Source organism: Bradyrhizobium lablabi, assembly GCF_900141755.1.
Lineage (GTDB): Bacteria > Pseudomonadota > Alphaproteobacteria > Rhizobiales > Xanthobacteraceae > Bradyrhizobium > Bradyrhizobium lablabi_A.
In genome coordinates, this window is the sequence record NZ_LT670844.1 from 3884156 (window position 1) to 3903299 (window position 19144).

The window sequence follows — 19144 nt, forward strand, 5'->3', positions numbered from 1 at the left end:
CCTCGCAGCTATCCGGCAGGCCCCGCGGAGGCTTTTCCGACATTCTGCGTCGATGCTGCGGGGTCCGAGCGCGCCACCACCCCACCGCGAGACGCGCTCAGCCCGCCTGCGATAGCTGCTGTTTGAAGCCGTACTTCAACCACCTTCGGTGGTGCCCCAGGCTCTGTCGAATCCTTCTTCCGCCAGATCGGCCGGCTCGATCCAGAACTGCGCCACGCCCATGTCGCAAAACATGAAATGCTTGTGCACCAACGTGTCGCTGTCCATCTGCAGGAGCAGAACGGTGCCATCAGCATGGGCACTTTCAGCCGTACCCTGGATGTCTTTGCCTATTCCCAACATCTGATGCAGGGGACAATGAAGTTTCCGGCGAACGACCCCGTTTTGAAAGCGGGTCTCCTCAATGTACTCGCGCGGATTTGCAGCCTTGATGGCATCCCAAGAGCCCGGGCCCTTAAACAGGGGTAGCGGACCAATCGCGCGTTCAATCGATGCGACCATCGCTGCTTGGGCCGCCGCCGAGTAGGTATCTCTGGTGTCCGCATGCGGGTTGACACCACCGAATGTATCGATCACGTGGGGTTCCAGGGCGGCCTCGGGATAGGCGCTCATGCCGGTCTGATAACCCCCAGCTCGCTGCCCAAAGCCATGCAAAATTTCAGGGATATCGTCCGGTACTGGGCGTTGGGGGCCAGCGCGATTGGTAAAGATAACACGGGTCGTCGCGAACGGCCCGCCATTTTCGTTCCACAGCATCTCCTCGACCATATCGGCAAAGAAGAAAAGGAGACCGGTTCCTGGCAGCTTTGGCGCATTGGCACCGCCATCGAGGGGAGTGGGTGGCATTTGCGATAGATCTACCTGCACCAAAAAATGAAGAGGCGTGCCAGTTTGTCTTTGTCGCGGCCACTCGATTTTGGAAGGAAGAGACGGCAGCCCGCCCAACTTGCTCAGAGAAGCCTTCCCTGGTTGCCGCCGGAACCAGATCGCCGGTTCGCGCTGCTTGTCGATTTCGTTCGGGTGCATCCTGAAGCTCCGCCGCCTACGTCCAGTTGCCAATGATCCTCCGAAAGCAAGAGCAGAATTCCACACCCGCTTGCAACACAATTTATAATTGCGCTCTCAGGAGCGCATTCCATAGAGCTTTGCTCGATCGGCAGCTCTTGAAGTGGCGTTCGCGCGCTCCGGCATTTGCTGCTATGATCGCCGCAAAAAGGAGCCCCCATGAGCTGGATGCCCACCAACGATCCCGTGCTCGGCGATCCCACAACCTGCGATGCGCTGGAACTGATTATCGTGCCGCGCACCCGCGACCTCGGCGATGGATTCCAGGTCCGCCGCGCGCTGCCGCATGGCAAGCGCCAGATGGTCGGGCCCTTCATCTTCTTCGACCATTTCGGGCCGGTGCAGTTCATGTCCGGCAAAGGCATGGATGTGCGGCCGCATCCGCATATCGGGCTTGCCACCGTCACCTATTTGTTCGACGGCTCGATCATGCACCGCGACAGCGAGGGCAACATCCAGGAGATCCAGCCCGGCGCGATGAACCTGATGACGGCCGGGCGCGGCATCGCGCATTCCGAGCGGACGCCGGACGTGCAGCGCCAGAGCGGCCAGAAGATGCTCGGCCTGCAAAGCTGGATCGCGCTGCCGGCCGGCTCCGAAGAGATCGCACCATCGTTCCAGCATTATGCCGCCGGCGATCTGCCCATGATCGCGGAGCGTGGCTTTTCCGCGCGGGTGATCGCGGGCTCCTCGTTCGGCATCACCTCGCCGGTCGCGATGGTGTCGCCATGGTTCTACACCGAGGTCACCGCGGAACAAGGCGTCAGCGTGCCGCTCGATCCCGACCATGAGGAGCGCGCCATCTATCTGGTCGACGGCGAGGTCGAAATCGCCGGCGAACGCTACGAGGGGCCGCGCCTTCTGATCTTCCGGCCCGGCGACCGCATCACGGTCAAGACCACAAAGCCTGCGCGAATGATGTTCCTCGGCGGCGATGCGCTGGAAGGCCCGCGTCATATCTGGTGGAATTTTGTCTCGTCCAGTAAAGAGCGGATCGAGCAGGCCAAGGCGGACTGGAAAAGCGGCCGCTTCGCGCATGTCCCCAACGAACACGAGTTCATTCCGCTGCCGGAGTGAACCAACCACCATCACTTTTGCCATCCGCCTTTGCGGGCGTGGCATTGCCTTTGAAAGTTTGATTGATGACCACCATGCTCGCCAGCGACCTGCCTTTGCCCCGGCTCGGGCGCGGCAAGGTCCGCGATATCTATGCGGCAGGCCGCGACCGCGTGCTGCTCGTGACCACCGACCGCATCTCAGCCTTCGATGTCGTGATGGCCGAAACCATCCCGATGAAGGGCGCGGTGCTGACCCAGATCAGCGCGTGGTGGTTCAAGCAGCTCAAAGGCGTGGTCCCTCATCACATGATCAGCGCCGACGCGGATGCGATCATCGAGGAAGTGCCTGCGCTGCAGGGACATCAAGCTTCGCTTGCCGGGCGCGCGATGCTGTGCCGGCGCACAAGCGTGTTTCCGATCGAATGCGTGATCCGCGGCTATCTCTCGGGCTCGGCATGGAAGGAATACGCCGCCGAGGGGACGCTGGCCGGCGAAAAACTCCCGCCCGGTCTCGTCGAAAGCGCAAAACTTCAGCCTGCGATCTTCAGCCCGGCGACCAAGGCCGAGACCGGCCATGACGAGAACATCACGATTGCGCGGATGCGCGAAATTCTCGGCGACGAGGTCACCTATACGCTCGAGAGCATGACGAGGGCGGTCTATACGCTCGGCGAGAAAATCAGCCGCGATCGGGGCATCATCATCGCCGACACCAAATTCGAATTTGGCCGGGACAAAGACGGAAATATCATCCTGATCGACGAGGTGATGACGCCCGACAGTTCGCGGTTCTGGGCGGCGGATGTCTACAAGCCCGGCCAGCCGCAGCCAAGTTTCGACAAGCAGCCGCTGCGCGACTATCTCGACGCCGAGCGCCGCGCCGGCCGCTGGAACGGCGACGCACCGCCGCCGCCCTTGCCGGCAACCGTGGTGGAAGCAACCAGCAAGCGTTATCTCGAGGCCTATCGTCGCATTACGGGCGCTGATCTAAACATCTCCCTCGCCCCGCCCTTCGCGGGGAGAGGGTTGGGGTGAGGGGCTCTATCCGCAAATTCCGAAGATAACGAGTGCGGCGACTCCCCCTCACCCGGATTGCTTCGCAATCCGACCTCTCCCCGCAGGCGGGGCGAGGTAAGGTTGAGACCGTTTGCATCAAGAGAACAACAGGGAGCGCCTGACATGACCGACACCGATACCGTGCTTGTCGAACGCGATGGACCGGTGACCATCGTCTCCATCAATCGCCCGCATTGCCGCAACGCCGTCGACGGCGCGACCGCGCGCAAGCTTTACGACGCGTTTTTGGCATTCGACGCCGACACCGAAGCATCGGTCGCGGTGTTCACCGGAACCGGCGGCTATTTCTGCGCCGGCGCCGACCTCAAGGCGGTGGCAACAGGTGATCCCAACAAGAAGCGCGAGATCGGCGGTCACGATACGATCGCGCCGATGGGGCCAAGCCGCCTGCGGCTGACAAAACCCGTGATCGCGGCAGTCGAGGGATTTGCGGTCGCCGGCGGCATGGAACTGGCGCTGTGGGCGGATATGCGCGTGGTCGCCGAAGATGCCATTTTCGGCGTTTTCTGCCGCCGTTTCGGCGTGCCGCTGATCGATCTTGGCACCATCCGGCTGCCGCGATTGATCGGCCATTCCCAGGCGATCGACCTTATTCTCACCGGACGCCCAGTCGGCGGCGCGGAAGCCTTGCGCATGGGGCTTGCCAACCGCCTGGTGCCGAAAGGCGAGACGCGGGCGCAGGCGATCGCGTTGGCCAAGGAGATCGCACGCTTTCCGCAAACTTGCCTGCGCGCCGATCGGCTCTCGGCGTTGCAGCAATGGGGCCTCGCCGAGGAAGACGCCATCGCCAATGAAATGCGCGGCGGGCTCGAGGTCATCGCCTCAGGCGAAACGCTTTCCGGCGCGAGACGTTTTGCCTCGGGCGTCGGCCGCCACGGCGCGTTCGGCGGGAACGAATAAGCCCTCGCTCTCGCAAACCGCCAGGACGAGGGTTTAAGGTTACTGCGCGGGTTCCATCGCGAATCCGGATCGACGTAAAAATATTGTTTTGCTCGTGCGCCGCAGTCGTCTACCACTGACGCCAGGTGCTAGGGGCAAGCGCGCGCGTGGTCATCCAATCCGTTAGTCAATCCGTCAATCTCGGTCCAAGGTTCCGGGCAGCGCTGAACGACGTCCTCGGCGGCGGCGCCGCCAGCGTCCTGACCGTCACCTTCGGGCTATCCTATTCGCTGTTAATCTTCGCGGGCCCGCTCTCGCCCTATCTCTCTTACGGCGTCGCCGCGACCTTCATTTCATCCGCCGTGCTCGCCGCAATCATTGCGCTCGGAAGCTCGTTGCCGTTCGCGGTCGGGGGCCCGGAGAGTTCAACCGCGGCGGTGACGGGAATATTGGCGTCCTCGCTGGTCGAACACATCCAGGCGAACGATCCTTCGGCAGCGCTGCTCGGACCGGTCCTGATCACGCTTGGCCTTTCAACCATCCTTACCGGCATCGTGCTGTGCGGTTTCGGGGTGACGCGGATGGGCCGCGCAATCCGTTATGTGCCCTACCCCGTGGTCGGCGGATTTCTCGGCGCGACCGGCTTGCTGATCGTGCTCGGCGCTATTCGCGTCATCACCGGCCAGCGCGTTCAATTCGCAACCCTCGATCGCTTCGCCAATCTGTTGACGGTGTCCGAACTGGCGGCAGCCTGCGCGATGGCGCTGGTGCTGTACTTGACCTGGCACCGTTCGCGAAGCTCGTTCGGATTGCCCGTCATTCTGATCGGCGGTGTCATCGCCGCACATGTCGCGTTCTGGCTTGCCGGCATCCCGCTGGCGGAAGCGCAGGCCTCGGGATGGACCTTTCAGCCGCCGCCCGGGGCTTCCTTCATGTTGCCGTGGAGCGCCAAAGAGATCAGCCACTATCCCTGGTACACGGTGCCTGACCTGTTGGGTAATCTGATCGCCGTCATCTTCGTGACGGCGACCAGCACCTTGTTCAACACCACCGGCGTCGAAGTCGCCTCGCAGCGCGAAGCCGACCTCGAACGGGAACTCAACGTCACCGGAATCGCCAACATGCTCTCGGGCGCGTTGGGCGGTTATCCGGGCTGTATTTCGATCAGCCGCTCGATGCTCAACCTCAACAGCGGCGGCACCGGCCGCCTGTCCGGCCTGACGGTCGCCGCGGTCTCCGCGCTGATGCTGGCGGTTGCCCCGATGCTGCTCGGCTACATGCCGAAATTCGTGCTCGGCGGGCTGTTGATCTATCTGGGCGCGGATCAGCTCCATAAATGGATCGTCGAGTCGCGGCGGCGGCTCTCGAAAACCGAATATGTGTCGCTGCTGGCGATCATCGTCATCATCGTGCAATGGGGCTTTGTCGCCGGCGTCCTGATCGGCACCGTGATCGGCTGCGCGACCTTTGCATTGAGCGCGTCGCGCATCGATTCCATCAAATACAGCTTTGACGGTTCGGAATATCGCAGTTCGCTCGACCGCTCGCGCGACGATCAGGCGCTGCTGGCCGCGCACGGCGGCGAAATCCAGGGCCTCAATCTGCAAAGCTATCTGTTCTTCGGCTCGGCCAACCGGCTTTACCAGCACGTCAAGGCGCTGCTGGCGCGCCACCCGGAATGCCGCTTCCTGGTGTTCGACTTCAAGCTCGTCACCGGCATCGATTCGTCGGCCGCCTACAGTTTTGCCCAGATCAAGCGGGCGGCGCATGACCGCGGCATCCGGCTGGTGCTGGTCCATCTACCGGCGGCGGCAGAGAAGGCGCTGCGGTCGAGCGAATTCATCTCCAAGGAGGTGAACATCATCGCCGAACTGGATCACGCGCTGGAGTGGTGCGAGAACGAGATCATCACGCAACATCAGGGCCGCGAACAGGAGGAAGCCTCGCTGCGCGACTGGTTTACCCAGATTCTCGGGGGCGAGCGCGACGCGGTCGCGTTGATGCATCGCTGCCAGCGCATCGAAGTCGATGCCGGCGAGACCATCGTCAGCGCCGGTGACGCTGCTGATTCCATGCATTTCATCCTCGATGGCCGGGTGGGGATCATGATTCCGGCGGATGAAGGCCGCACCACACGGGTGCGAAGTCTCGGCCGTTACACGACGATCGGCGAGATGGGCCTGGTGTCGCATGCGCCGCGCAACGCGACGATCCAGGCCGAGATCGCCAGCATTCTCTACGTGCTTGGCGCGGAGCAATTCGAACTCATCAAGCGCGACGATCCCGTGCTAAGCCAGAAACTCCTGACCTATTTCGTCTCCGTGATGGCCGAACGGCTGACCTTTGCCAATCGCATGATCGCGGTGCTGCGACGGTAAATCGTCGTCCCTGCAAAGTGTTTGGGACCCATAACCACAGGCGTTTGTTGTTAAGGAAGCCGTCGCCCCGGGGTGCCCAATTGCGAGGCCGCGGCGTCGCGATGAGCGCAATTGCGCTCACGCGGGGGTCCCCGCTTTCGCGGGGACGACACTGGAGAGTTTTGCGTTTTGAGCGCTGGCGTGCTGAGATATTCGTTCACCGGGCTCACCAGCATGACAGCACTTCCCGACCTGGAGACCTTCGTCATCGGCGATTTTCGCCTGCAAAGCGGGACCGTCATGCCGGCCGTCACCATCGCCTATCGGACGCTGGGCACGCTTGCGCCCGATCGCAGCAATGCGGTGCTGGTCACCCATGGCAACACCAGCGGCCCGCAGATGATCGATCCCGGCGGATCGACCGGCGAAGGCAGCTGGAACGAGATTGTCGGCCCCGGCAAGGCGGTCGACACCAACCGCTACTTTGCGATTTGTCCGAACATGCTGGGGTCGTCCTATGGATCGACCAATGCGGCGAGCCTCGATCCGGCGACGGGCAAGCGCTACGGACCGCGGTTTCCCGAAATCAATGTAAGCGATATCGTCGCCACCCAGCGCGCGCTGCTCGATCATCTCGGCATCGAACGGCTGGTTGCGATCGTCGGCCCGTCCTATGGCGGGTTCCAGGCCTTTCAATGGGCGGTCAACTATCCCGGGATGATGAAAGGGATCGCCGCCATCGTCACATCTCCGCTGGTGCCGCGCGAGCGCTCCGAGGGCAATGTGGAGCGCCTGCTCGCAACGCTGTCGAAGGACCCCAACTGGAACGGCGGCGACTATTACGATGGCGACGGCGTTAAGGAGACCATGATCCAGATCCGCTCCGCCACGCTGAAAACCTACGGGATCGAGACCCGTCTCCGGGATACGATGTCCGACCCTGAAGAGATCGAGGCGGCGATCCGGGAGGAGGCCGCGCGATGGGCGAGAGGGTTCGATGCAAACTCGCTGATCATCCTGGCCAAAGCGTTGCGCGGCTTCGACGTGAGGCCGCAATTTTCCAACATCAAATCGAAGGTTCTCTATGTCTTGTCCCGGACCGACAAATTATTTCCTCCGGACCTTGCCCCCGGCGTGATGCAGGGATTGAAGGCCGCCGGCGTCGACGCCGACTATTTTCTGCTCGACAGCGACTACGGCCACTCGGCATCCGGCCGCGACGCGCATAAATGGGCGCCGCGGTTGCGCACGTTCATGGAGAGCCTGGAGTAGGGATGCAAACTCCCCTGTCGTCCCCGCGAAGGCGGGGACCCATAACCACAGGCGCTCGTTGTTAGGGAAGCCGTCACCCCGCGTGGCTCATTGAGAGGCCGCGGCGTATGGGTCCCGGCGTTCGCCGGGACGACGCAAGTAGTTTCCCCTCAAATCCCCGCCATCATTACGTATTTGATCTCGACATATTCCTCCATGCCGTGATGCGAGCCTTCGCGGCCGAGGCCACTTTCCTTGACGCCGCCGAAGGGCGCGACTTCGGTCGTGATCAAACCGGAGTTGACGCCGACCATGCCGGACTCAAGCGCTTCCGCCACCCGCCAGACCCGGCCGAGATCGCGGGAATAGAAATAGGAGGCGAGCCCGAACGGCGAGTTGTTGCACATCGCGATCACCTCGGCCTCATCCTTGAAGCGGAACACCGGCGCGAGCGGCCCAAACGTCTCTTCCTCCGCCACCAGCGCGTCCGGCGGGACGTCGGCCAAGACCGTCGGCTCGAAGAAGGTGCCGCCGAGCGGATGGCGTTTTCCCCCGGTGACGATCTTGGCGCCGCGCTTGACCGCGTCCGCAATGTGCTTTTCGACCTTGAGCACCGCGTCCATGTTGATCAGCGGCCCCTGCGCCACGCCCTGCTCGGTGCCGTCGCCGATCTTCATCGCGGCGGCTTTCTTGGAAAGCTTGTCGACGAACGCGTCGTAGATCTTGTCCTGGGCGTAGATACGGTTGGCGCAGACGCAGGTCTGGCCCATATTGCGATATTTCGAGACCATCGCGCCTTCAACTGCGGCATCAATATCGGCATCGTCGAACACGATAAACGGCGCGTTGCCGCCGAGCTCGAGCCCGAGCTTCTTCACCCCGACCGCTGCCTGCTGATACAAGATCTTGCCGACTTCGGTCGATCCGGTAAAACCGACGAAGCGCACGGCAGGGTGTTCACACAGCACCTTGCCGATCGCTGACGAATTGCCGGTGACGATATTGAAAACACCCTTGGGCACGCCGGCTTTTTCCGCCAGTGCGACCAGCGCCAGCGCGGTGAGCGGCGTTTGGTTGGCAGGTTTTAGGACCACCGTGCAGCCGGCGGCGAGTGCCGGCGACACTTTGCGGGTGATCATCGAGCAGGGAAAATTCCATGGCGTAATCGCGCCGCAGACGCCGATCGGCTGTTTGATCGCGATCAGCCGAGCGTCCGCCCGCTGCGAGGGGATGGTTTCGCCATAGACGCGCCGCGCCTCTTCGGCGAAGAACTCGACATAGGCGCCGCCAATGTCGACCTCACCGAGCGCCTCGGTGAGCGGCTTGCCCTGCTCAGAGGTCAGAATCAGTGCCAAATCCTCGCGGTTGGCGATGATCAGGTCGAACCATTTGCGCAAGATGTTGGAGCGCTGCTTGGCGGTGAGCTTCGCCCAGGCCGGAAACGCGCGCTGGGCGGCTTCCACTGCTTGCGTTGCTTCCGTCGTGCTCATCTTCGGCACTTTTGCAAGTTCGACGCCGTTGACGGGATTGTTCACGGGCACCGCCGCGGTGCCGGTCCAGGCGCCGTCGATGTAGCACTGCTCGCGCAGTAGCGAGGAATCCTTCAGGCGGTCACGCAGCGATGGCGTGGAGGCTTGCGACGTGCGTGCGGCAGCGGTGGGCGACATGGCGTTACTCCTCGGATCTTTTTGGAATTGAATCCGAGTATAGGCTGAAACCGCGCGCGATGCACCGGCCGCAAAAGCGTAGCTGATTCAACCAATTTTGAGGGCTAGTATGACCGTCATTCCGGGATGGTCCCAACGGGTCGGCGCTGCGCGCCGCCCGATGACAAGCTCCGGACCAGACCCGGAATCTCGAGATTCCGGGCTCGATGCTTCGCATCGCCCCGGAATGACAGTCTCGGATCAGGCCGCGCCGCTCATATAGGTTTCGCGGCGGCCGATCATGCGCTCCGCCGCGGCCTTGGCATCCGCCTTGGTGGAGGTCGCGCAGGTGCGGTATTCGAGGTCGGGCATGGCGGCGGGTTCGCGGCGGCCGAACCACGACTTGGTGCCGACCGGCAACAGTGACAGGGCTTGCGCGACATTATCGACGGCGCCGAACGAGTGCAGCGCACCGGTGCCGGCAAAGCGAACCTCATAAATGCCGGGCGTGATCGGCGCTTCGATATTTTCGCCACGCCCAAGGCGGGGATACCGTTTCCATTCGCTCCAGGTCGAAATCATTTTTTGGCTCCCCTCGCAGCCTCAAGCCGCAATCATTTGCATCAAATTTTTGCGACGGCCCTGTCCATTTGTGCCGTAGTCTGAACGCCTTACTGAAAAAAATTAGTTCCCGAAACTGATCAAAGGCAACATACCGGCAATGTCGGTTGTGGTCACCGGCAATGCGGCCCAATTCACCGGAAATTATGGCAGGTGTTGCAGTTCGGTCGCGCAACGGACACTAAACCTTCGCATTGCCGGAGAGCCATCACGAGATCGCGACCGCTGTGCGCCGAGCGGCCGCCGATGCTTGCGGGAAGCAGCGGACGGGAGGAAGATCGCTCGTTCCAAAAAATAACGGAAGGTGACCCCATGCAAAGCAAAGCTCAGATCGATCAACTGCTGCGTCAGAAGAGCGACGCCAAGGAAATTCCGGGCGTGGTCGCAATCGCCGCGAACAGCAAGGAGCCGATCTACCAGGGCGCGTTCGGCAAACGCGACCTGTCCAAAGACGACGCCATGACGCTGGACAGCGTGTTCTGGATCGCCTCGATGACCAAGGCGATCACGACGGCCGGGGCCATGCAACTGGTCGAGCAGGGCAAGCTTTCGCTCAACGCGCCGATCGGCAAGGTGCTGCCCGACCTCGCTTCGCCGCAAGTGCTCGAAGGTTTTGCGGCCGACGGCGAACCGAAACTGCGGCCGGCGAAAAATCCGATCACGCTGCGCCATCTCATGACCCACACCGCCGGCTTCGCCTACGACATGTGGAACGGCGACATGGTGAAATATCTGGAGCGGAGCGGAACGCCGGGCGTCATCACCTGCAAGAACGATGCGCTGAAGACGCCGCTGATGACGGACCCCGGCACACGCTGGGAATACGGCACCAATATCGATTTCGTCGGCAAGGCGGTGGAAGCGGTGAGCGGCAAGCGGCTCGATGCTTACTTGCGCGACCATTTATTCACCCCACTTGGCATGAGCGACACCGGTTTCAAGCTAACCGAATCCCAACGCAAGCGCCTGGTCGGCATGCACGCCCGCACGCCCGACGGGTCGTTGACGCCGATTCCGTTCGAGCTCGAACAGGATCCGGAATTCCACATGGGTGGCGGCGGTCTCTACGGCACCGCGGGCGATTACATCAAATTCACCCAGATGATCCTCAACAAAGGCCGCGGCAACGGCAACCAGGTGCTCAAGCCCGAGACGGTCGCGATGATGGGGCAGAACCACATCGGCGACCTCAATATGACCAAGATGAATTCGGCGCTGCCGGATTTCACCAACGACGTCGACCTCTATCCTGACATGGCGAAGAAATGGGGGCTCTCGTTCCTCATCAATACCGCCAAGACGCCGGAAGGCCGCAGCCCCGGCAGTCTCGCCTGGGCGGGCCTTGCCAACACCTATTTCTGGATCGACCCGTCGCGCGACGTCAGCGGCGTGATCCTGATGCAGCTGTTGCCGTTCGCGGACAACAAGGGCCTGGAAGCGCTCGCGGGCTTCGAGCGCGGCGTCTATGCCGGGCTCGATGCCACGGGCCAGAAGGCGGCGTGATCTCTTCTCCCTCTCCCGCTTGCGGGGGAGGGTCAGGGTGGGGGTGCTTCCGCGCATTCGGACTCGCGGTGAGCCCCCCTCACCCATACTGCTTGCAATGAAAGCTAATGCAGACATGAGATTTCGTTCTCGCGGCGCGATCCGCCCGAGGTTTGCCCAAAATTTTCGCGCCTTGAAATCAGAGGGCGCGGGGAATGCCGGATGCGCGCTGCACCCGCGGTCTCGTGTGCAAAATTGTGCAAAAAACGCACACGAGCATACAGGTTCAGCGGAGGCAATCCGGCATTCCCTGCGCAATGGTTTTACGGCCTATATCGCGCTCTCCCCGGCGATCGGGCTTGTTTGACACCGTCGCCTGCGAATATGGCTGTCAGAGCCCGGTTGGGATGACAGGCCTCCGCAAACTTGACGCCAACCACTGAGGCGTCAGGACCACACGACTTCACCGTACGCAGCAACACCGTTCGTCAGCGCGCCGTTTGATCGCTCACAGATCCTTGCGAACCCGCCCTGCCATCACGTTTCACGCCTGACGCTGCCGCGTCCACCACATCCCGCCCCGCGTCTCTGACGATCCGGATACGCCCCTCTGTGGGACAGGATGGGGAGGGATTTATTGGTGATTTGGGGGTGGCGTCAAGAGAAAGTTCGGATTTTCCGAAATAATAGATTCAGGCTACAGCGCTGTCATTGATTGTCTGGATTTTCGTAAACAGCCGGGCGACTTTTTCCTCATTAAACAACTTTTCTGGCCCTGTCGGCGCCAGGTCGGTGAAGGGCGCCTCATAAAGCAAACCGGGGTCCATCATACCCTGATCGGTCAAATGCTCGATCACCATATTGATGAACTCGATCTGCGCCGCGGTTGCGGCCCCGGCTGCGAGGAATTCTCCAAAGGCCTCGCTGACCGCCGAGCGGTCCAGCCCGACGAGAGACCGCACGAAACGGCCAAACCCCTTGCTCGTCTCCCGCGCCCGTTCGATATCGCCGGCCTCGCCGATCCCAGCGTCCAGCAGCATCTTCTCGAGTTCGCTCAGGTCCGTCGGCGTGAGCGGCTTACCCTGCCGCAGCTTGTGAAGCACAATGTGATCTTCGTGCGCTTTGAGGAAATGCCGGGCCTTCTGCTTGAAGCGCGCGAAGTCGGCCTCGCCGACCTGCGGCAACTCATGTTCGACGCCATCACCGATCTCGTCGGCAAAGTTCGAATAGACCACAGCCTTTCTCGATTTTTCGATGTGCTGGACCAGATCGCGCAGACGCAGCCGTACAAGTTCGAGCAGGGGTACGGTTACGCCTTCCCACCATTGTTCCGTCTGAATCTCTTCGATCAGCACTGCCTGCTGCGCGATCGCCGGAATGCCGGTCTGGTCTTCCAGCGCCGACGCGATCTCAAGAAGCTGCTTTCGCAGCAAATCGAAGCGCTTTGAACCCTTCAGCAGCGCAAGCTGTAACGAAAACATCAGCATATCGAACCGCTTTGCCTCTTCAGTTCCCAAGCCGCGTTCCGAAGGCAACGGCGCGATCTCTTCAACCAGCTCCTTGCGTTTTTCGTCGTCGATGGGAACCCATGCCTTCGGCTCCCGGTACTTTTCGACGGCGCGGCGTCGCTGGCGGACAAGGAAATTGTCGAGGTTGAGGCTGGTGACGGTATCCTGCAATGTTTTCAGCGCGCCAGCCTGGATGACGGCCTCGCTCGGCGGCAGTTCATCGCCAGGCACAAAGGGCGCTTGTTGGCCTTCCGAGAAACCATCCGGTTTGCGGCTCTTCTCATCCAGCGCGCGCACCAGATCGATCCTTGCCGCGAACAATCGTTCCGACAGCGATTTGGCCGAGCCTGCCTCTTTCAGTTCCGGGTTGGCGCCGAAGAATTCGAGGTTCTGGCAATAGTCAAAGACGCGGAAGAATTCCTTATGCTGACGCGGACCGAACAGGTCTTCACAGAGTCGCGTACCGCGGCCCATCATCTGCCAGAACTTTGTCTTCGAACGAACCTGTTTGAAGAAGACGAGATTCAGGATTTCCGGCACGTCGATGCCGGTGTCGAGCATATCGACAGATATCGCGATATGCGGCGCTTTGGTCTTAATCGAGAAATCGTCGATAAGGGACTGTGCATATGGTCCGGTCTTGTGGGTAATAATCCGCGCGAAATGTCCCGCAAGCGCCGGATAGGCCGCATTAAAGCGCTTCTCGATAAATTCCGCGTGGTCCTGATTCTTGGCGAAGATGATAGTCTTGCCGAGCCGGTCGCCGCCTTCAACCTTGAGACCATTCTGCATCAGATGCGCGATGACTCGATCAACGGTATCTTCATTGAACAGCCGTTTGTTGACCTCGGCCGCATCGACGCTGTCGGGGATTTCATCCTCGCCCCATTCCAGCATATCCCACTGGTCTTTTTCTTCCTCGGTGAGGTCGGCGTAGCGCAGACCGGAGCGCACAATTTTCAGCGGCACCGAGATCGCCTTCGGCGGCACCAGCCAGCCGTCGGCCACGGCCTCGTCAAGCGAATAGGCATCGGTCGGCACGCCGTCCTCAAGGTCGAACAATGAATAGGTGTTCTTGTCGATCTCGTCCTTTGGCGTCGCCGTCAGTCCGACGAGAAACGAATCGAAATATTCAAAGATCGCGCGGAAGCGCTGGTAAACCGAACGGTGCGCCTCGTCGATAACGATGAGATCAAAGTGGCCGGGGCCAAACTTCGCCTTGCCCTCCTGCTTGCCGTCGATCAGGTTCATCATCGTCGGGTAGGTGGACAGAAAAACGCGACCCTCGCTGGTGCGTTCGGTGACGAGATTCACCGGTGCTGCGTCCGGCAGATGTGCCTTGAAGGCGCCGGCCGCCTGATTCACCAGCGCCACCCGGTCGGCGAGAAACAGTACGCGCTTCACCCAACCCGCGCGCATCAGAAGATCGACCAGCGCAATTACCGTGCGCGTCTTGCCTGAGCCCGTCGCCATCACCAGCAGCGCCTTGCGCTCGCCGTCCTGCTCGAAACTCCGCGCGACGTTTCGGATCGCCCGGTGCTGATAGGGGCGCTCGACGATCTTGCGATTGATCGCTTCCGAACCGAGTTTCTTCCGGCTGGTGCGGCGCTGGATCACAAGCTCCAGTTCGTCGCGCTTGTAGAAGCCGCCGATCTGGCGTGGCGGACAGCGGGTATCGTCCCAGATCCAGTGCTCGTAGCCGTTGGAATAGAAGATCACCGGGCGCTGGCCGAAGCGCGCCTCCAGGCAATCGGCATAGAGCTTGGCCTGCTGCTGGCCGACGCGCGCGTCTACACGGGTGCGCTTGGCCTCGACCAGCCCGAGCGGCTTACCGTCTGCACCCCATAGGACGTAATCGACGAAGCCTGTGCCTTCATTGTTCGGCATGCCCTCGACGCGAAACTCGATATCGTCGGGCTTGTCGAGCGCCCAGCCGGCCTCGCGTAGAAGCAGGTCGATATAACGGTCGCGGGTCTCGGCCTCGTTGTAATTGTGCGTATCCGGTCGCGTTTCGGCTGCCTTGCGCGCGGCGGCGACCGCGGCGCGAAGCTGCTTCAGTTCGTCATCGAGGTTTTGCTTGTCGGTAAGAAGCTTGGTCAGTTCGCCGTTCTTGGCGTCGAGTTCGGCTTGTTGCGCTTTGAGTTGAACGAAGGCCTTTTTGAGCACCTCGTCGCGGCGCGACAGCGCCCCCGCGTCGAAGGCAAGACCATCGGCCGGCTTGCTCTTTCGCGCATAGGTGCGGGCAAGCCAGAAGCAGACGTGAAACAATTCTTTCACGGCACCATTGGCGTCGCCGGGGCTGATGGTCTTTTCTTCGTGCACGGCGCGATTGCGCAGCGTGTTGATGTATCTCGCTTTTGCAAATACCGCTTCACCCGCCGCACGGCGAAAGCTCGGCTCATGCAAAAGTGCAGCGATATTGTCCTGATAGGGCAGCTTCAACCCGGGATCGGTGCGGAACGCCCACTTCACCGCGACCTCGACCGCCTTGCCGGCGAAGAACGCCGCCGCCGTCGGCGAGACACCAGCCTGACGCTCCGCCTCCGCCGCCGCCTCGTGCACGGCGGGGAATTCGGCAGCGAGGAAGGCGAAATTGGACATCGATTGGGGTTTCCGTCAGGCCGCGTCGGCCACCGCGCGCACCTGCAGACGGACGCCGGTCTCAGCCTGCAACAGACTAATCACTGCCAGCAGGTTTTCGGCGGTGGGATTGCCCGACGGTCCGAACATGCGCATCAGGCTCTTGGGTGATCTACCGAGGGCTGTGCCGAGCTTTTCGAACCCGATCGTGGCGTTGATGCACGAGCGCAACGCGGCGCGCCCCTCCTCCAGGTTACCGTCGAGCAGCGCCTGCATTGCTTCGCCGAGCAAGGCCTGCCGAAATTTGACGTCGCGGCGCGCCCGCGCCTGCACCGTCTCGCGAAAACTTCTGGTCAGGGGCATGATCAGCTCCTCCTTGTTCGTCCGGCCGCCTTGCGCGCCTTGTAGCTGCGCCAGTGGCGTAACGCGCTCTGAATGTCGTTCTGCTGCCGCCGCTTGGTGCCGCCGCCCAGCAGAATGACAAGCACCTTGCCGTCCCAGCCGAAGTAAACTCGATAACCGGGGCCGCGATTGATCCGCAGTTCCGAGACGCCTTCGCCAAGCGGCTTCGCGTTCGAAATGTTGCCTTCGCCAAGCCGATCGATGGCAATCGTGACCAGAGCCGCGGCGTGATCGTCGAGAGCATCGAACCAGCGCCTGAAGGGGCTAACGTCCTCATCGGTGACGAATTCCTCGACCTGGATCATATGGTACCAAATATGTTACCATATGGCAAGCGGATTACCGCCTGACGCTCCGCCTCGTGCACGGCGGGGAATTCGGCAGCGAGGAAGGCGAAGCTGGACATGGAAGGTCCGCTTAAAGTTGGCCAGAAAAGGCGCGGGATTGGAGGGAGGAAAATAAGCTAGTAAGTCGCCTGCAGTGATCTCTTTGTACGCTTAGCGAGCCTTCAAATCGCTCTGCGATCTCTTCGAAGCGAACTTGTTGGTTGACACTAATTTTTGGGATCAGAAAACCTTCGATCTGCTTAAAGTTAAGTCCAGGCTTTGTTTGCCCATACTGCCATTTTTGAATTTGGCGCTGCCCTTCACGAGAACTTAGAAAGAAAGAAAGAAACTTTGGCCGTAATTTTGCGAGAGTCGGCCTGAGGATCGCAACATGCTGACTAACGTATGATCCGATCAAGTCTGCAGGAAGTTCGGCCACCCTGCCGATCCGCGATCCAGTAACCGTCAAAAGAACGTCACCTTTATGCGTGCGAGTTCTCCGTGCTTCGGCGTTCTCAGGAGCAGCAACATACACTGGGTCTTCGTGGGAAATGCTGTTCATTTGAACATCCAACGAGCGAATGAAACGTGATCCTTCGGGGGAATAATATTTCGACCAATTTCGACCGCCGCTCGTGATAAAATCTAGGTACTCTCCCAATGCCTCCGTCTTGCCGCTAGATGCCTTGCGCAAAGCGAATTCTACAAAAGAATTCTTTGTATTTTCGAGCAGGTCGAGGGCACTTTTGCGCTTGCGGCGAAGCGCATCCGCCTTGTCCAGGATAGCTGCGATCCGCCGCTGCTCTTCAAGCGGGGGAAGGCGGATTTCGAGGCGCTTCAAGAAATCCGCAGGAACGCGCTTTTGACCAGCGCTGCCAGTCATATTCTGGGCACCCAGCTCTCTGAAAGAAGAGTTCCAAATTTTGTAGAAAAGAAAATCAGGCAACACATCATTGGCGACGCGAAGCACGTGGAATTCAGTCGAGCCAAAGCCGAAAGGCTTGCTTAGTGAGAAAGTCCGCGACGCCTTACCGTTTTCGAAGCAGGGCGTGATTTTTGCTACTAGAACGTCGCCTCGTTCAAAATACGTGTAGCCCTTCTTGACCTCTGCAACAGTGCGCTCCTCTTCGAATGCAATGCGTCCTTCCTCGGAAACCGCCGCCATCGGAAGAAAAGACGCGAGTGCGCTATCGTCCAGGGATTTCGGTATCTTAGGATTGATGTCGCAAATCTCGCTAAGACGTGCAGTTCGGAAGGTCACAACATCCCCTCCAACTCTTCCAGCCCCTCAGCAATTTCTTGCTCCAACGTCTTCAGTTCGGCGATAATCTCCTTCGGCGGTCGGTGGATTGCAGCCTCGTACACGACTTCCTTGTAACGGTTGATTGATAGTTCATAGCCCGCCGCCGCGATCTCTGCCTTGGGAACGCAGAAGCTCTGCGCGGTGCGTGGGCGCTCACGCTCAGCGCTCGCGCGCTGCTTCCAGCGCGCGGCGATATCGGGCAGATTGTTCTTGGCGTGTTCGTCCTCGCCGAGTTTTGCCCTGGGCCCGATCTTCTCCGCCGGGAGCAGCGGGGTGCGCTTGTCGTCCAGCGAAAGCCCGTCCGCCTGGCAATCGTAGAACCAAACATGATCCGTTCCACCCGAATTGGTCTTTGTGAACAGCACGATCGCCGTGGAAACGCCGGCATAGGGCCGGAACACGCCGGCCGGCAGCTTGACGATGCAGTCGAGCTTGTGATCCTCCACCAGCATGCGGCGGATTTCCTTGTGCGCCGTGGAGGAGCCGAACAGAACGCCGTCCGGCACGATCACCGCCGCGCGCCCGCCGGGCTTCAATAGCTTCAGGAACAGAGCCATGAACAGAAGCTCGGTCTTCTTGGTTTTGACAACAGCCAGCAGGTCTTTCGCGGTGGTCTCATAATCGAGCGAACCGGCGAACGGCGGATTGGCGAGCACGAGGGAGTAGCGGTCGGAATCGCCGGCATGCTCCTGCGCCAGCGAATCCTTGTAGCGGATGTCGGGATTGTCGACGCCGTGCAGCGTCATGTTCATCGAACCGATCCGCAGCATGGTGCCGTCGAAGTCGAAGCCGTGAAACATCTCCTCGTGGAAATGATCGCGCGACGCTTTTTCCTGAAACAGTTTTGGATGGTTTTCGCGCAGATATTCGCCGGCCGCGACCAGGAAGCCGCAGGTGCCGCAGGCGGGATCGCAGATGATGTCTTTCGGACCGGGCGCCATCATATCGACCATCAGCGCGATGATGTGGCGCGGGGTGCGGAACTGGCCGTTCTGCCCGGCGGTCGCGATCTTCGACAGCATGTACTCGTAGAGGTCGCCCTTGGTATCGCGATCCTCCATCGGGATATCGGCCAAGAGGTCGACTACCTTGGCCAGCAGCGCCGGTGTCGGAATCGTGAAGCGCGCGCCCTTCATATGGGTGGCGTGCGCGGTGTCGGCATCGGCCATGTTGCGCAGGAACGGAAACACATGCTCGGAGACGATTTCGAACATCGTTCCGGGGTCGCGGTTCTTCAGTCGCGACCAGCGCATATCCTCATAGGCGACGCCGCCGCCCTTGCCGATGCCATCCTTGCCCTTTGGAAATATGCGCCGCTCGATCGGCTTGCCGAGACGATTGGCCTTGTTCTCTTCGAGCGTGTGCAAGTCATCCAGCCCGCGCATGAACAGGAGATAGGTGATCTGCTCGATCACCTCGAGCGGATTGGCGATGCCGCCCGCCCAGAACGCATTCCACACGCCATCGATCTTGGAGCGAAGTTCACCCGTCAGCATGCAGCCCCCGATTGATAGGTCTCGCAAGTTGCATAGCAAATGTCGCGAGGAAAGCGAAGCTCTTGGGCCGTTTGGGGTTCGGCTGTTTCACGG

14 protein-coding genes are annotated in these 19144 nt (G+C 60.9%); 6 read left to right on the top strand and 8 right to left on the bottom strand.

Features of this window, described 5'->3' with window-relative positions; genetic code table 11:
• Positions 1 to 135: 135 nt before the first annotated feature.
• Positions 136 to 1026: a DUF1963 domain-containing protein gene (locus B5526_RS18065; protein WP_079540145.1), complete on the bottom strand. Its 891-nt coding sequence runs from the start codon at positions 1024 to 1026 to the stop codon at positions 136 to 138.
• 198 nt (positions 1027 to 1224) lie between these two features.
• Here B5526_RS18065 and B5526_RS18070 point away from each other — a divergent pair, with 198 nt between their 5' ends.
• The 5 genes from B5526_RS18070 (at position 1225) to B5526_RS18090 (ending at position 7708) form a co-directional block, all read left to right on the top strand.
• Positions 1225 to 2142, top strand: coding sequence for a pirin family protein (locus B5526_RS18070; protein ID WP_079540147.1), 918 nt, complete (start codon positions 1225 to 1227; stop codon positions 2140 to 2142).
• 65 nt (positions 2143 to 2207) lie between these two features.
• Positions 2208 to 3158, top strand: a complete 951-nt coding sequence (locus B5526_RS18075; protein ID WP_079540149.1) for a phosphoribosylaminoimidazolesuccinocarboxamide synthase — start codon at positions 2208 to 2210, stop codon at positions 3156 to 3158.
• A gap of 144 nt (positions 3159 to 3302) precedes the next feature.
• Complete coding sequence (locus B5526_RS18080; RefSeq protein WP_079540152.1) at positions 3303 to 4100, top strand: crotonase/enoyl-CoA hydratase family protein; 798 nt, start codon at positions 3303 to 3305, stop codon at positions 4098 to 4100.
• A 146-nt stretch (positions 4101 to 4246) separates the two neighbouring features.
• Entirely contained in the window at positions 4247 to 6457 is a 2211-nt protein-coding gene (locus B5526_RS18085; protein WP_079545086.1) for an SLC26A/SulP transporter family protein, read from the top strand.
• A 180-nt stretch (positions 6458 to 6637) separates the two neighbouring features.
• Entirely contained in the window at positions 6638 to 7708 is a 1071-nt protein-coding gene (locus B5526_RS18090) for an alpha/beta fold hydrolase (RefSeq protein WP_154071351.1), read from the top strand.
• Positions 7709 to 7857: 149 nt separating this feature from the next.
• Here B5526_RS18090 and B5526_RS18095 read toward each other — a convergent pair whose 3' ends face one another.
• Entirely contained in the window at positions 7858 to 9354 is a 1497-nt protein-coding gene (locus B5526_RS18095) for an NAD-dependent succinate-semialdehyde dehydrogenase (RefSeq protein WP_079540156.1), read from the bottom strand.
• A 240-nt stretch (positions 9355 to 9594) separates the two neighbouring features.
• Positions 9595 to 9915 carry a hypothetical protein gene (locus tag B5526_RS18100; RefSeq protein ID WP_079540158.1) on the bottom strand — a complete coding sequence of 107 codons (321 nt, stop codon included), beginning with the start codon at positions 9913 to 9915 and terminating at the stop codon, positions 9595 to 9597.
• A gap of 351 nt (positions 9916 to 10266) precedes the next feature.
• Here B5526_RS18100 and B5526_RS18105 point away from each other — a divergent pair, with 351 nt between their 5' ends.
• Complete coding sequence (locus tag B5526_RS18105) at positions 10267 to 11457, top strand: serine hydrolase domain-containing protein (RefSeq protein ID WP_079540160.1); 1191 nt, start codon at positions 10267 to 10269, stop codon at positions 11455 to 11457.
• Between the two features lie 671 nt (positions 11458 to 12128).
• Here the strand turns inward: B5526_RS18105 and B5526_RS18110 are convergent.
• The 5 genes from B5526_RS18110 to B5526_RS18130 form a co-directional block, all read right to left on the bottom strand.
• On the bottom strand, positions 12129 to 15545 hold the full coding sequence (locus B5526_RS18110; RefSeq protein WP_079540162.1) for a DEAD/DEAH box helicase family protein: 3417 nt from the start codon (positions 15543 to 15545) through the stop codon (positions 12129 to 12131).
• Positions 15546 to 15560: 15 nt separating this feature from the next.
• Positions 15561 to 15887, bottom strand: a complete 327-nt coding sequence (locus B5526_RS18115; protein WP_079540164.1) for a transcriptional regulator — start codon at positions 15885 to 15887, stop codon at positions 15561 to 15563.
• 2 nt (positions 15888 to 15889) lie between these two features.
• Positions 15890 to 16231 (bottom strand): type II toxin-antitoxin system RelE/ParE family toxin, encoded by a 342-nt coding sequence (locus B5526_RS18120; RefSeq protein ID WP_154071352.1) that lies wholly within the window; start codon positions 16229 to 16231, stop codon positions 15890 to 15892.
• A gap of 112 nt (positions 16232 to 16343) precedes the next feature.
• A complete protein-coding gene (locus tag B5526_RS18125; RefSeq protein ID WP_079540166.1) occupies positions 16344 to 17513 on the bottom strand; it encodes a restriction endonuclease subunit S in 1170 nt (389 codons plus the stop codon).
• A complete protein-coding gene (locus tag B5526_RS18130; RefSeq protein ID WP_079540169.1) occupies positions 17510 to 19051 on the bottom strand; it encodes a type I restriction-modification system subunit M in 1542 nt (513 codons plus the stop codon). Before B5526_RS18130 ends, B5526_RS18125 begins: the two co-directional genes overlap by 4 nt.
• Positions 19052 to 19144: the final 93 nt, after the last annotated feature.

Coding starts and splice junctions, on each gene's coding strand:
- B5526_RS18100 (WP_079540158.1), bottom strand. CDS start 9,915: ATGATTTCGACCTGGAGCGAATGGAAACGGTATCCCCGCCTTGGGCGT.
- B5526_RS18070 (WP_079540147.1), top strand. CDS start 1,225: ATGAGCTGGATGCCCACCAACGATCCCGTGCTCGGCGATCCCACAACC.
- B5526_RS18065 (WP_079540145.1), bottom strand. CDS start 1,026: ATGCACCCGAACGAAATCGACAAGCAGCGCGAACCGGCGATCTGGTTC.
- B5526_RS18110 (WP_079540162.1), bottom strand. CDS start 15,545: ATGTCCAATTTCGCCTTCCTCGCTGCCGAATTCCCCGCCGTGCACGAG.
- B5526_RS18105 (WP_079540160.1), top strand. CDS start 10,267: ATGCAAAGCAAAGCTCAGATCGATCAACTGCTGCGTCAGAAGAGCGAC.
- B5526_RS18130 (WP_079540169.1), bottom strand. CDS start 19,051: ATGCTGACGGGTGAACTTCGCTCCAAGATCGATGGCGTGTGGAATGCG.
- B5526_RS18080 (WP_079540152.1), top strand. CDS start 3,303: ATGACCGACACCGATACCGTGCTTGTCGAACGCGATGGACCGGTGACC.
- B5526_RS18115 (WP_079540164.1), bottom strand. CDS start 15,887: ATGCCCCTGACCAGAAGTTTTCGCGAGACGGTGCAGGCGCGGGCGCGC.
- B5526_RS18075 (WP_079540149.1), top strand. CDS start 2,208: ATGACCACCATGCTCGCCAGCGACCTGCCTTTGCCCCGGCTCGGGCGC.
- B5526_RS18095 (WP_079540156.1), bottom strand. CDS start 9,354: ATGTCGCCCACCGCTGCCGCACGCACGTCGCAAGCCTCCACGCCATCG.
- B5526_RS18120 (WP_154071352.1), bottom strand. CDS start 16,231: ATGATCCAGGTCGAGGAATTCGTCACCGATGAGGACGTTAGCCCCTTC.